Source organism: Robinsoniella peoriensis (genome assembly GCF_000797495.1).
Taxonomy (GTDB): domain Bacteria; phylum Bacillota; class Clostridia; order Lachnospirales; family Lachnospiraceae; genus Robinsoniella; species Robinsoniella peoriensis.
Map to the genome: position 1 here is coordinate 728,814 of NZ_JTGN01000001.1, position 13,855 is coordinate 742,668.

The 13,855-nt window shown below is 41.7% G+C and carries 10 protein-coding genes; 3 read left to right on the plus strand and 7 right to left on the minus strand.

What is annotated here, in order from left to right; translation table 11 throughout:
* Positions 1 to 89: 89 nt before the first annotated feature.
* Positions 90 to 1,850 carry an ABC transporter ATP-binding protein gene (locus tag QR40_RS03060; protein ID WP_044293232.1) on the minus strand — a complete coding sequence of 587 codons (1,761 nt, stop codon included), beginning with the start codon at positions 1,848 to 1,850 and terminating at the stop codon, positions 90 to 92.
* Entirely contained in the window at positions 1,850 to 3,577 is a 1,728-nt protein-coding gene (locus QR40_RS03065; protein WP_027293269.1) for an ABC transporter ATP-binding protein, read from the minus strand. Before QR40_RS03065 ends, QR40_RS03060 begins: the two co-directional genes overlap by 1 nt.
* A gap of 257 nt (positions 3,578 to 3,834) precedes the next feature.
* Here QR40_RS03065 and QR40_RS03070 point away from each other — a divergent pair, with 257 nt between their 5' ends.
* Entirely contained in the window at positions 3,835 to 4,836 is a 1,002-nt protein-coding gene (locus QR40_RS03070; RefSeq protein WP_027293268.1) for an AraC family transcriptional regulator, read from the plus strand.
* Positions 4,837 to 4,920: 84 nt separating this feature from the next.
* Here QR40_RS03070 and tig read toward each other — a convergent pair whose 3' ends face one another.
* Both tig and QR40_RS03080 read right to left on the minus strand, forming a co-directional pair.
* On the minus strand, positions 4,921 to 6,279 hold the full coding sequence (tig, locus tag QR40_RS03075) for a trigger factor (protein WP_160295765.1): 1,359 nt from the start codon (positions 6,277 to 6,279) through the stop codon (positions 4,921 to 4,923).
* 71 nt (positions 6,280 to 6,350) lie between these two features.
* Entirely contained in the window at positions 6,351 to 7,808 is a 1,458-nt protein-coding gene (locus QR40_RS03080) for a polysaccharide deacetylase family protein (RefSeq protein WP_044293234.1), read from the minus strand.
* 221 nt (positions 7,809 to 8,029) lie between these two features.
* Here QR40_RS03080 and QR40_RS03085 point away from each other — a divergent pair, with 221 nt between their 5' ends.
* Entirely contained in the window at positions 8,030 to 8,512 is a 483-nt protein-coding gene (locus QR40_RS03085) for a hypothetical protein (protein ID WP_027293265.1), read from the plus strand.
* 86 nt (positions 8,513 to 8,598) lie between these two features.
* Here QR40_RS03085 and QR40_RS03090 read toward each other — a convergent pair whose 3' ends face one another.
* The 3 genes from QR40_RS03090 to QR40_RS03100 all read right to left on the minus strand — a co-directional run bounded on the left by QR40_RS03090 (position 8,599) and on the right by QR40_RS03100 (position 10,645).
* A complete protein-coding gene (locus QR40_RS03090) occupies positions 8,599 to 9,051 on the minus strand; it encodes a YwiB family protein (protein ID WP_027293264.1) in 453 nt (150 codons plus the stop codon).
* A gap of 10 nt (positions 9,052 to 9,061) precedes the next feature.
* Entirely contained in the window at positions 9,062 to 9,886 is an 825-nt protein-coding gene (murI, locus tag QR40_RS03095; protein ID WP_027293263.1) for a glutamate racemase, read from the minus strand.
* A 108-nt stretch (positions 9,887 to 9,994) separates the two neighbouring features.
* Entirely contained in the window at positions 9,995 to 10,645 is a 651-nt protein-coding gene (locus QR40_RS03100) for a YigZ family protein (RefSeq protein WP_044293235.1), read from the minus strand.
* Positions 10,646 to 10,933: 288 nt separating this feature from the next.
* On the opposite strand from QR40_RS03100, the gene QR40_RS03105 reads away from it, so the two are divergent.
* Complete coding sequence (locus QR40_RS03105) at positions 10,934 to 13,774, plus strand: transglycosylase domain-containing protein (protein WP_063837565.1); 2,841 nt, start codon at positions 10,934 to 10,936, stop codon at positions 13,772 to 13,774.
* Positions 13,775 to 13,855 lie beyond the last annotated feature (81 nt).

Consider the following 13,855-nt stretch of genomic DNA (forward strand, 5'->3'; position numbering starts at 1 on the left):
TGCATATTGCCGCCTGCCCACGTCTGGCGCCTATAAGGCTTCTGCATATTGCCGCCTGCAGCTGCCAGAAAACAATTTCAAGACACGCTCTAAGCATTCTGCTGAAACTGGCTGTTATACAAGTCCGCATAAAATCCATTATTTCCCAGCAGCGACTCATGATTTCCCTGTTCTATAATTGCCCCATCCTTCATTACCAGTATAATATCTGCCTCTCTAATAGTAGATAAACGGTGCGCTACAATAAAGCTGGTTCTTCCCTGCATCATTTTTTCAAATGCTTTCTGTATCTTGATCTCCGTCCTGGTATCAATAGAAGACGTTGCTTCATCCAGTATGAGCATCGGGGGAAGACAGAGCATCACTCTGGCAATGCAGAGCAGCTGTTTCTGTCCCTGGGACAGATTTCCTCCGGCTTCTGATATGACCGTATCATAACCATCCGGCATTCTCTTGATAAAACTATGGGCATGCGCTGATTTTGCCGCTTCCATTATTTCCTCCCTGGATGCGTCCGGTTTCCCATATGCTATATTGTCTGCAATCGTGCCGGATTTTAACCAGGTTTCCTGTAAAACCATTCCATAATTTGTTCTCAGACTGTCTCTCGTCAGCGTTCTGACCGGATGGCCGCTTACCGAGATCTCCCCACTGTCTACATCGTAAAATCTCATTAAAAGATTAATAATCGTTGTCTTGCCGCACCCGGTAGGCCCAACAATTGCTATACGCTGTCCTGATTTGACATCCAGGTTCAATCCTTGTATCAGGGATACTTCCGGGTTATAAGAAAATTGAACATTTTTCAATTTCACATTTCCATTCACCATCTCCGGCTTTAGTTCTAAAGCATCCGAAGTATCGGGAGTCTGAGGCTCTTCATCGATCAGTGCAAAAACCCTGGTAGCTGACGCCAATGCGTTTTGTAATTCCGTTACCACTCCTGAAATTTCATTAAATGGCTTTGTATACTGATTGGCATAGCTTAAGAAACAAGACAGCTGCCCTACGCTGATCACTCCCCGAATAGCAGAAATAGCACCTACAATGCCGACGCCTGCATAAACCAAACCGTTTACAAACCTGGTTGCCGGATTTGTAATGGAAGAAAAGAAGATTGCTCTCAGACTGCATTTCCTGAGATCTTCATTAATAACCCGGAACTTCTCTTCTGCCTCTTCTTCATGGGAAAATGCCTTTACAATCTTTTGGTTTCCAACCATTTCTTCTACCAGCGAAGTCATCTCACCACGGGTTTCCGACTGCAGTTTGAACATAGAAAATGTCCTTCTGGCGATAAAGCTTGCCACAAATAAAGAAAGCGGCGTAATCAGGACGACCACCAGGGTTATTTTAAAGTTAACACTCAGCATAAATAAAAGCGTACCCAGGATCGTTATGACTCCTGTAAATAACTGTGAAAATCCTAATAGTAAACCATCCGAAAACTGATCCACATCGGTAATGACCTTACTAATCACTTCACCATACTGATTGCTGTCTATATATCGAAGAGGTAAAATTTCCAAATGCTCAAATGCCTCTGTTCGGATATCTTTTACTACATGATAAGTTATTTTATTGTTGCACAGATTCATCAGCCACTGGGCAAGTGCTGTGATTCCCACAACGATCCCAAACCTCACCAGCAAAGGCATTAAAGCAGCAAAATCAACCTGTCCTTTATCAAGAATAAGATCGATTCCCTGCCCTGTAATTACCGGTGCATAAAGCGTCAATACTACACTGACCACCGCAAAGATCAAGGACATAATGAGAAGGTGTCCGTAAGGTTTAATTAATCTCAATATTCTTTTTTCTGTTTCTCTGTTATTTCCCTGCTTTTTCATTATCCACGCAGCTCCTTTTCCGAAAGCTGTGACAAACAGATTTCTTTATAAACTTCACACGTTTCAAATAATTCCTGATGCGTGCCGATTCCAGCCAGTCCGCCATCATCCAATACGATAATCTGATCTGCATTCCGTATTGTCGTAGCTCTCTGCGATACGATAAAAACGGTCATTCCCTTTGTTTTTTCAGTAATCGCCCTTCTTAGCTTTGCATCAGTGGCAAAATCCAGCGCCGATGCACTGTCGTCCAAAATCAGCACTTCCGGCTGTCCAACCAGCGCTCTGGCAATGGTAAGCCTCTGGCGCTGTCCTCCGGATAAATTCTTGCCCCCCTGCATAATCTTTGTATCCAAGCCTTCCGGCTTCCCGTCAATAAATTCCCTGGCCTGGGCAATCTCAAGTGCACGATATATTTCTTCATCAGTAGCTTCTTTTTTGCCCCATTTCATATTTTCACGGATCGACCCTGCAAATAAAACTGCATTTTGCGGAACTACGCCTACTTTTCTGCGAAGCTGCCCAAAAGGATAATCCTTAACATTTATGCCATCCATCCTAACTGCCCCTTCTCTTACATCATAGAAACGGGGAATCAGATTAACCAGGGTACTTTTTCCGGAGCCTGTACCTCCGATGATTCCAATGGTTTGTCCACTTGCTGCTTCAAAAGACAGGTTTGTCAGAGAATCCTTATTTCCTTTATAGGCAAAACACACTTTATCAAAGGAAACTTTGGGAGCGCCTTTTTCTGGCTGAACCGGCTGGTCACCTTCTTGCATATCAGATCTCTGTTCAAATACATCATTGATTCTGATTGCAGATGCAGAAGCTTTCGTAAATGAAATAATGAGACTAGCCAGCGCCACAAGCGCCAGTAGAATCTGTGACATATAATTAATCAGTGCTATGAGTTCTCCCTGGGTAATGATCCCGTTGTAAACAGTTTTTCCGCCAAACCAGAGCACAATAATAATTGCAGCGTTTACGATTACATAAGTAATTGGATTTAACAGCGCCGAAATTCTTCCTACCCGCAGCTGAATTCCCATCAACTGCCTGCTTTCCCGGTCAAAGTCTTCCATCTCTTCCTGCTGTCTGGAGAATGCCCGGATAACTCTCGCACCGGTAAGATTTTCACGGGTAATCAGCAGTACTTTATCCAGCTTGTTCTGAACCTTTTTGTAAATGGGAATGCTGATCATCATAATCCCATAGATTACAGCAGACAAAACAGGTACCAGAACAACAAATATCCACGCCAATTTCACATTGATGGTAAATGCCATGATAACAGCCCCCAGAACAATAAACGGGGATCTTAGAAAAAGCCGCAATACCAGGTTTACCCCTGCCTGTGCCTGATTGATGTCACTGGTGATTCTGGTTACCAGTGTAGATGTTCCTATGGTATCCAGTTCGGTATAAGACAAACCATTAATATGGGCAAACAAATCCTTTCGAAGCTCCGTACCAAACCCTGTAGCTGCTTTTGCCGCAAAATACTGGGCTGTCAGGGAACAGGTCAGTCCCAAAATGCCAAAGCCAATCAGAACCGCTCCCATTTTTAATATGTATGGAAGGTCTGCATTCTTAATTCCAATGTCAATAATCCTCGCCATTACCAGCGGTACCAGAAGTTCAAAGCACGCTTCCAGAAGCTTAAATAGTGGCCCTATAATACTTTCCTTTTCATAGCCCTTCAGATATTTTATTAGTTTACGCATTGGTGTACTCCATATCTCCTTCATTTAAAAATTATATTCAATTATACAACGATTTCAGAAATCTGTATAGGTAGTTTTAGGTAACTATAGGGGTAACTTATAAAGTAAGCAAAACACCCATACATTTTACCAAAAATTCATTCCTTTACTGTCCAAACTTCAGATTTTTGTCATTGACAGTCCGTATACGGACACTTATAATTAAATTAGCAATTATTATTCTTAGAAAACCTACAAAGAGAAATCAGGAGTGAACAATGAATTTATCATCATTAGATGCTAATCTTCGAAATTTAACAAAAAAAGAACAAGAGTACCGTCAGGGAATCCGAAGCCATTTCTGGTCACATTTCCCAACGGAAATCCGGAACGGTAAAACTATATATAAAATATTTATTAACCGAAGCCGCGAAAATGACATCTGTGCTATTCCCAACAGTCTTTTTGTGCGTAAGCATTCCAGGTTTCAGGCCTGTCCCCTGCACATACATAAATGGGTGGAAATTAATTATATGTATTCCGGATCCTGTGCCCAGATCATAAACGAAGAAACACATATTTTAGAAGAAAATCAGGTGATCTTCATAGACTCAGACACCCCTCATTCCGTGGGGAAAATCGGTGAAAATGATATCATGATCAGCCTCCTTATCGACAAAAATTATCTGAATATGAATTTTTTCAGCAGACTTGCAAAAGGAAGCATTCTTTCTCAATTTTTCATTAATACAATCGTTGAAAATACAAGTGATATACACTATATTATATTTCAATCCCAAAACAGCAGGCGCATTCCTATATTTTTCCGGGAATTTCTTTGTGAATGCTATGACCCGTCACTGAATTCTACCGATATGCTCAAGAGTCTTTTCAATCTCATCCTTTCAGAATTGATCAACGTATATGAAAACGATCTTGGTAAATGTGAACGAAAAGGACTGAAAGGGACTGTGATCCCCATACTTCGATACATAGAAGGAAACTTCAGAACCTGTACCCTGGAATCTACTGCTGCCTTTTTTAATTTAAATGCCAACTATCTGACTACTCTGCTCAAGCAAAATACCGGGTACTCCTACAAAGAACTGGTGCAGATGCAGCGTTTTAAAAGTTCCGAGAAACTACTTGCGAATACGAATACTCCGGTAAGTGTCATCGCTAATCAGGTGGGTTACGAAAATGTCAGCTTTTTTTATAAGAAATTCAAAGAAGGCTATGGCTGTTCCCCAAAAGAATACCGGATGAAACACCGCCGTTAATCAGTACAACAACTTTTTAATGTTCTCCGCAATAAAAATAAGCAGCCCGTTATTCGGGACTGCTTATTTTTATCAGGAATCAGACTACTCTGATTTTTCTGTTGTTTTTTCGGTTGTCTTCTCTGTCGCTTTGTCAGAAGTCTTTTCTGTTGCTTTATCTGAACCGGCTTCCGTGGTTTCTTCCGTTGATCCTTCTTTTCCAGTTTCTTTCTCTGTAGTTTTTTCTGTAGCAGCTTCGGTTACCCTTGCTTCTTCATTTGTTACTTTTGCATTTTCTAACAGAAATTCCACTACTTTATCCTGGATCAGGCTTAATTCAATGATATCTTTTCCATACTGTTTCAGGAATTCATCTTCGCTTTCAAAACCATAATCTTTGCTGTATTTTGTAAGTCCATCTTTGTATTCCTGATCAGAGATCGTGATTTTTTCTTTTTCAGCAATTGCTTTTAATAACATTTCCTGAACCAATCCCTGCTTTACTGTTTCTTCTGCCTTTTTCATGAAATCATCTTCGGACATCTGCATATTAGCCTGAAGAAACTCTTCTAAGGACTGATCTGACTGTTTTGCGTAGGATTCATAGTATGTCTTCATACTCTGAACATTCTGGTCTACTAATTCCTTCGGATAATCATTAATCTTGGAATTGCTGTAAACCTTAGAGATCAGGTCATTTATTTCTGCTGTTCTCTGGCTCTGTGCCTTCTGCTGCATCAGGGTTGCTTTCACCTGCTCTTTGTATTCATCTACTGTCTTAGCATCTGAAATCTGCTTTACCAGTTCATCTGTTATTTCAGGTAATCTCTTGATGGAATTAACGGTTACACTAAATACAACGTCTTTACCCTGTAATTCTTCTTTTTGATAGCTATCCGGGAATTTCAGGTTCAGATCTTTGTTTTCTCCTGATTTAACTCCGATTAATCCTTCTTCAAATCCTTCGATAAAAGCATTGGAACCAATGGTTAATTCATATCCTTTATCCGTTGCTCCCTCTACTGCTTCTCCGTCAACTTTACCTTCAAAATCAATATTTACAATATCGCCATCCTGAACTGTTCCGTCTTTAACTTCTTCCATCTTATTCTGCTGTGTAACAGTACTTTTGATCTGCTCATTGATTTCTTCATCGGTTACTTCTTCTGTCTCCAGTGTAACTTCCAGGCCTTTATACTCTCCCAGTGTTACATAATCCAGAGCTTCATATTTCGCACGCTCTGTCTGTTTCTGGGTCTCAGAAGTTGCTTCTGTTGCATTCTCAGAGGTCTTTTCTGTACCTTCTTTCGTCTCAGATGCCTTCTCACTTCCGGCTTCTGATGTAGCGGATGCTGCCTCTGTTGCAGCCTGTGTTGACGTATCTGCTGTCTTCTTATCGCTAGAGCAGCCTGCTGCCAAAACACTCAGGCTTAATAATAATGCAACTACAATTTTTTTCTTCATAAAATAAATATCCTCTCTGATTTTACGCCGCTTTACTTCCGGCTCTTTCATTTCTTTGCTAATATAAACAACTACATTTGCGGGACAGGTGTAGGTCTGGACTTATCAAATACGGAATTCGCATCAAATAAATCACTTACCAGTTCCGGATTATAATACATTCTGTATCCATCCAGGTTTCTTCTGCCCTGACGCATGAAGTTATCACCAAACTGTACCCAGTACTGGGATGAATCTACATTACAATAGATATCAAATCCAACACTCTTCAAATACTCAAATTTGCCGTCTGTATTCTCGGCTGTATATCCCTCTACCGGACCAATATCCTGGCCGAAGGCAAAGATAATAATGTTTGTAGGTCCTAAAATCGGTTCTACAGTGTCCAGCCATTTCTGCGTATCTACTTTAAGCTTGTCCAGACTAATCGTACCTACCGGCTGATGCCCCCAGGTATGACTTGCAAATGTCCATCCATTGGCTTTCATTGCATCCGCTACTTTCGTTGCATCTGCCACATCCTGATCATAATTGAAATCAGGGTGTTTGTCCAGCCAAACTTTCTGATCTGTATCTAAACTTTCCGGATCTCTGGTCTTGTACACGATATCCGTACGATATCCAAACACACCGTTATATCCGGTCATTGCCAGTGTTCCTTTTGCTCCGCGATAGGAAAAATCCGGATGCTCTTTAACAAATTCATCAATTAACGGTACCATGTCATCGTTACCAATCGTCACCGAACCATCGTCTTCCGTATAAGAAGTTTTCACTTCCCCATTTTCATCCACAACCAGTTTATCAGCCATACCATAGCCTTCCTGGTAATGATAGTAGCTCACATCATCCTGTGAAAGGACAAATGGCTTTTTATCCGGCGGCAGCATAATCTTGCCTTTTACGAGGTTGCCGTTTTCATCAAACGTAGCCATATCGGAAAGCTTTACCATTACATAGCCTTTTTCATACATAGACTGTGTAATTTTGTTAAACTCTTCAATTGTTGTCATAACCTGGTTGATTCCGCCTGAAGTGTGGTCACCAGGTCCGAAAGCCCGCTTCGTATCTTTAACCAGTGAATGGTAAAATACGTGAGTTACCTCTTCCAGGGGATATTCCACACAGGTTGCCTTGGTTGCTTCGTATCCGGATACTTTAGACTGCATGGCTGTATCATTGGCATAACCTGCTGAACTCTTAAGAAGCTCGATCGCTGCATCATAGTCATACATTGCTGCAAGCCTGTCCGCTTTTGCTACCAGGTCTTCCTGCGGTGCTTCGGTTACTTTTTGTGTCTCTGATTCCTGCTTTTCACTTGCTCCAGACTGACTTTCCGTCTGCTTATTACCCGATGATGAAGTTCCGTTCGTATTATTTTTTTTGTCAAGTACACCCTTTATTAAAAAGAAACAAAGCGCCGCAATAACCAAAACTAATACTGCAATAATGATTTTCCCCATCAGCACTTGTTTTTTGCGTTTTGCTTTTCTGGCTTCTGCCCGATTATCTTTTCCGTTTGTCTCCATTCTCTTCCTCCCTCAATGTATTGTTAAATCTACCAGTCCTCATATTTTATGCGGACTGCATCTGTTATATTATAGCATATTCCGCACTAAAATCTACCTCAAAATAGTTTTTTAAGAAAAAATAAAGAAATATTGCACTTTTAAGGAAAGAATGGTAGAATGTAACAAGGTGTGAAAAATATTTGATTCTACCGATTCTACTTTATTCAGGAGGGTAACCTATGTCAACTTTTTTAACTGTTCTGCTGATTATTTTAGCAGTTCTGGTCGTATTATTGGGCGTCCTGTACTTCTTTGGACGAAAAGCACAGAAAAAACAAGCCATTCAACAAGAACAGATGGAGGCAGCCAAGCAAACGGTATCCATGCTGATAATCGATAAAAAGCGGCTAAAAATAAAAGAGTCCGGCCTTCCGCAGATGGTAATTGACCAGACCCCGCGACTTATGCGTGGTTCAAAGCTTCCGATCGTAAAAGCGAAAGTCGGCCCTAAGATCATGACTCTTGTATGTGATGCTAAAATCTACGATGTAGTTCCGATTAAGAAAGAAGTTAAAGCCGTAGTAAGCGGTATCTACATTACCGAAGTCAAAGGTGTTCGCGGTCCTTTGGAAGTTCCACAGAAAAAGCAAAACTGGTTCCAGAAGGCAAAAAGCAAAATTACAGGAAACAAAACCAAGGACAAAGATAAAAAGAAAAAATAAGCATCTACATATTAAGAACCGGTCAGAATATATTATTTCATTCTGACCGGTTCTTTATACATATATTACATTCTTATATTACATTCTTAGTTTCCCATTAACTGAAAGCTCTTGTTGTCCATGGATTTAATATTCATATTAATACAGCAGTCAGCCAGATGTTCATAATTAACTTCCAGGGCATAGTCCACTTTCACATCAATATTGTCATCCGACGTATCCACATGGATACTGGTAGCTGAAATTCCAATCAGGAGATTTCCAAATGGTGTATCATAATACGTCATATTTTTTTTATTCTGCTCAAACACCATATGTACATTGGTCAGTCCCCGTTTTGTAACTTCCAGACCATCCTCTTTTAATTTAATCAGATTCTGGATCTTTCCATCCATGCCTTCCATAACTTCTTCGTAACTGATATAATGTTTTCCGTCTTTCTGCAGATACTTCGCGGCAGTCACAACCTCCACCGGATCTTCACCGCTGGTTTCCAGTGTCTGCATTCCTTTGATACTTATTAACACTTCTCCCGTCATCGTACTCACCTTAAAATTCTTCTATATTGATTTGTTTTGTGGTTTCAATATCATATGGTAAAATAGAATTGGCAAACTGTTTGAATTTGTCCGCCGCATCACTTACAAAAAACTGGTAAGGTGTCTCATCTTCCCCATAGCTTTCTGTATTGGCGATTCCCTTTTTCTGTAATAATTCTTTTAATCCCCTTGCTGTTTCATAAGCAGGATTTACAAGTGTTACCTTATCTCCCATGATCGCTCCGATTGTAGACCGAATCAGCGGGTAATGGGTACAGCCTAAGATCAGCGTATCAATGTCCTGTTCTTTTAATTCTGACAGATAGCGGTTTGCTATCTCTACGGTTACCGGATCTTTTAACAGCCCCTCTTCTACCAGAGGCACAAACAGCGGGCAGGCTTTTCCGATCACCTGAATATCCGGATTCTGTCCACAGATAAAATCCAGATACATATGACTGTTTACCGTACCTTCGGTTCCGATAACCCCGATTTTTCCATTTCTGGTTGTCTCGCATGCCACCATGGCTCCCGGCTTTACTACTCCGATAATTGGAATATCCAGTTCTTTTTGCACTTCTTCTAAAGCAAATGCACTGGCCGTATTGCAGGCAATCACAATCGCCTTTACTTCCTGTGTCTGCAGAAAACGTATGATCTGCCTGGAATATTTTAAAATGGTATCTTTTGATTTACTGCCATAAGGCACCCGCGCAGTATCGCCGAAATAGACAATCCTCTCCTGAGGGCTGTTGCGCATGACCTCTCTGGCAACGGTCAAACCTCCTACTCCTGAGTCAAATATGCCGATTGGTTTCTGATTTATATTATTCATTATTATATCCTCAATCTGATTTTTAAAGCTTTTCTTCCACTATTCTACTAGCAATCATCAAATAATTCAAGTGCTGAATTACCGGGACCCCTGCAAGCTGCCGTTTTCTCAGGAAAAAATCTCAGGTTTCCCATCAATAAATGCAAAATAAACCTCTGTTTCACTTAAGTATTTCGCTTTGCCGTTTGTTCCCTCGGTAATTTCCCCTTTCAGATCCAGAAGTTCATCACCCGGAACTAATGCTTTGACTATTACAATATCCGTATATTCCGAATCCAGGACAGCGATCTTTCTCTGCCCCAGTAAATACTGTATCCTGCCGATACCATTATAATCTGTTTTAATCTCCAGAATCCACCCATGCTGCTTCGTAATGACAATGCTTTCCCGCAGTCCTTCCTGGACCGCTTTTGAATAAGCCCGTACAAGTCCTCCCGTTCCTAACAGCGTGCCTCCAAAATATCTGGTCACAACTACAACTGCATTGTGGATTTCTTCTCCCAGCAAAACATCCAGCATAGGTTTGCCGGCAGTTCCGCCGGGTTCCCCATCATCGCTGCATCTTTGTATTTCCTGATTTTCCCCTAGAACGAATGCAAAACAATTGTGTGAAGCATTCCAGTATTTCTTTTTCATTGCCGCAATAAATTCCAATGCCTCTTCTTCATTGATGACAGGCTGAACCGTGGCGATAAACCGGGACTTTTTTTCACTGATTTCTCCCTCGCCGCCCAAATAGACTATTTTCAGATTTTTCATAACTGATCATCCTTTTCTTAATGTAACGCCCTCTTTTTTTATTTGTGTCCGTTTTTTCACAAATTTCAGCTAAAAGGGGATGTATACAAATTTCTCTTTGCGTACATTATAAGATAAGAAGCCCATTTTCACAATCTATATATTTTATGAAGTACTTAAAAAAAAATGAACTTGTTACTTCACCCTTTATTTCATCTACTTTATTTGTTATAATACATAGACCAGTGGAATTTCTGTAAGTCTATGGATCCAATTCCGCTGTTTGCAAGTATTAAGGAGGCCGTGCCTATGAATTATGGAAAAAAAGAAATTTCCAAAAAACAAAAAGAACAGACTTCTGCGAAGGTGGGCAAAAAAATTGGCTTCACTTTTGTTAAAGTATTGCTAATATGTTTCGTTGCCCTGATCGTTGGTGGGACATGCATTGGGTTTGGTCTGATCAATGGACTGATAAAAAATGCGCCTGATATTTCCGGTATGAGCGTAGCACCTACCCAGGCGGCAACTTACATTTATGATACCGATGGAAATCCCATCCAGAAGCTGACTGCATCGGATTCTAACCGAACTCCGGTTACTATTGATAAAATACCCATTGACCTGCAGCACGCCGTAGTTGCAGTAGAAGATGAACGTTTCTATGAACATAACGGTATTGATGTCCGCGGAATTATCCGTGCGTTTGTTGTAGGTGTCAGCAGCGGGAACTTTTCCGAAGGCGCCAGTACCATTACCCAGCAGCTTTTAAAGAACAATGTATTTCCCGACTGGGTCAGCGAATCTTCCCTTGCGGAGCGATTCAAGCGTAAATTCCAGGAGCAGTACCTGGCACTGCAGTTGGAAAAAAGCCTTACAAAAGATCAGATTTTGGAAGATTATCTGAATACCATTAACCTGGGAGCAGGTGCGTATGGCGTTCAGGCTGCCGCTCATCGCTACTTCAACAAGGATGTATCGGAGCTTACCCTTTCTGAAAGTACTGTTATCGCAGGTATTACCCAGAATCCTTCCGGTTACAATCCTATCCTTTATCCGGAAGAGAATGCAAAAAGACGTGTTAAAGTATTAAACCATATGCTTGAACAGGGGTACATTGATCAGACACAATATGATGAAGCTCTGAATGATGATGTCTATTCCAGAATCCAGGAAACCGATGTGGAAACCGGCGAGACATCAATCTACAGTTATTATGAAGATGCTTTGATCGACCAGGCTATGGACGACCTGATGGAAATCAAAGGCTACACCCAGAATCAGGCTTATAAAGCTCTGTATTCCGGCGGTTTAAAAGTATTTTCCAACCAGGACAAAAATATTCAGCAGATTTGTGATGAAGAATTTGCGAATCCTGCTAATTTCCCATCCGGAACTTTAATCGGCCTGGACTATGCTTTGACTCTGGAATCCGCTGACGGAGAGGCATCTTTCTATGACAGCGAGAGTATGAGAGTGTATTTTGAAGCACAGGATGCATCCTTTAATATGATGTTTCCTGATTCCGATACCGCGAATTCCTATGCTGCGCAGTATAAGCAGGCTGTTATGAAATCCGGCGATACGGTGCTCTCAGAACGTATCTCACTGATTCCACAGCCCCAGGCTTCCGTGGTAATTATTGATCAGAGTACCGGCTATGTAAAAGCCATCGTAGGCGGACGGGGTAACAAGGAAGCCAGCCTGACATTAAACCGTGCCACTTCTACCAGAAGACAGCCGGGATCTACTTTTAAGCCGATTACCGTGTATGGTCCTGCAATTGACCGTGCAGGCATGACACTTTCCACCGTTTATGATAACGCACCTTATAATTATACCAACGGGCCGGAAGTCCGGAACTGGGACAGCGATTATGGATACAGCGGTTTAGAAACGATCCGCTCCGCCATTACCAAGTCCATCAACGTCATAGCCGTAAAATGTCTGACGGATATATCTCCTCAGACAGGTATAGATTATGCCGAGAAATTTGGTATCACAACACTTTATAACCATGATGTGAATAGTAACGGAGATGTCCTGACGGACGCTAACCAGCCATTGGCTTTGGGTGGTGTACGGGACGGTGTTGTGAATCTGGAACTTACGGGTGCATACGCCGCCATTGCTAATAAAGGCCAGTATATCGAGCCGAAATTTTATTCTAAGATTGAGGATCTGAACGGAAATATCGTCATTGATAACACCACGCCTGTCAGCTCCAGTGCAGTTAAGCAATCCACTGCGTTCCTGCTGACAAGTGCCATGGAAGATGTTATTAAAAAACCGGAAGGTACTGCATATGGAACCATTAATCTGGGTGATATGCCGGTAGCCGGCAAATCAGGTACCACGGATGATACAAAGGATATCTGGTTTGAAGGTTATACACCCTATTATACCTGCGGTATCTGGGGCGGCTATGACAATAATGTAGCCCTTCCTGACGGAGATATTTACCACTCCTACAGCAAGGTACTCTGGAACGCTATTATGCAGAGGATTCACCAGGATCTTCCTGTAAAAGAATTTGAACAGCCGGAGGATATTGTAACCGCTTCGGTTTGTAAAAAATCCGGCAAGCTTGCAATACCGGGTGTCTGCAGTGCAGATCCAAGAGGCTCTCAGGTATACACTGAATACTATGTAAGAGGTACACAGCCGGTAGCTGAATGTGATGTACACGTAGCTGTCAAGATCTGTTCTAAGACCGGACTGAAAGCAACCAGCACCTGTGAACCTGTAACCAAGGTCTTCGTTCAAAGACCGACGGGAAGCGAAGGAACTACCGACGATTCTGCTTATGCACCGCCAGGCGGCACCTGCAGCGGACACACCATACTGGACAAATTATCTGATCTGCTAAAAGGAGATAAAGATAAAAATAAAAAAGAATCTGAGACTTCACCGGACGGAGAAGAAAACAAACCACAGAATCCGGAAGATGCCAATAAACCATCGTACCCCGGAACCAACACTCCGGATGATACAACCGGTGAGGGCAATGGAGAAGGAACAGGAAACGGTACGGGCAATGGAACTACACCTCCGGGTGATCAAAACCAGGGAAACGGAGGCCAGACCACACCGCCTTCCTATCCGGGGGGGAATACCAATGGCGACGGGGTAATTGATGCTCCACCGCAATAAAACCATTGTATACAGCAAAAAACGGAGAAGAAATCTAAATAATAAGATTTCTTCTCCATTTTTTTATTACAGTATATCCTC

Excerpts from the sequence above, each read along its gene's own strand:
- QR40_RS03060 (WP_044293232.1), bottom strand. The coding sequence starts at position 1,850 with ATGAAAAAGCAGGGAAATAACAGAGAAACAGAAAAAAGAATATTGAGA.
- QR40_RS03065 (WP_027293269.1), bottom strand. The coding sequence starts at position 3,577 with ATGCGTAAACTAATAAAATATCTGAAGGGCTATGAAAAGGAAAGTATT.
- QR40_RS03070 (WP_027293268.1), top strand. The coding sequence starts at position 3,835 with ATGAATTTATCATCATTAGATGCTAATCTTCGAAATTTAACAAAAAAA.
- tig (WP_160295765.1), bottom strand. The coding sequence starts at position 6,279 with ATGAAGAAAAAAATTGTAGTTGCATTATTATTAAGCCTGAGTGTTTTG.
- QR40_RS03080 (WP_044293234.1), bottom strand. The coding sequence starts at position 7,808 with ATGGAGACAAACGGAAAAGATAATCGGGCAGAAGCCAGAAAAGCAAAA.
- QR40_RS03085 (WP_027293265.1), top strand. The coding sequence starts at position 8,030 with ATGTCAACTTTTTTAACTGTTCTGCTGATTATTTTAGCAGTTCTGGTC.
- QR40_RS03090 (WP_027293264.1), bottom strand. The coding sequence starts at position 9,051 with ATGACGGGAGAAGTGTTAATAAGTATCAAAGGAATGCAGACACTGGAA.
- murI (WP_027293263.1), bottom strand. The coding sequence starts at position 9,886 with ATGAATAATATAAATCAGAAACCAATCGGCATATTTGACTCAGGAGTA.
- QR40_RS03100 (WP_044293235.1), bottom strand. The coding sequence starts at position 10,645 with ATGAAAAATCTGAAAATAGTCTATTTGGGCGGCGAGGGAGAAATCAGT.
- QR40_RS03105 (WP_063837565.1), top strand. The coding sequence starts at position 10,934 with ATGAATTATGGAAAAAAAGAAATTTCCAAAAAACAAAAAGAACAGACT.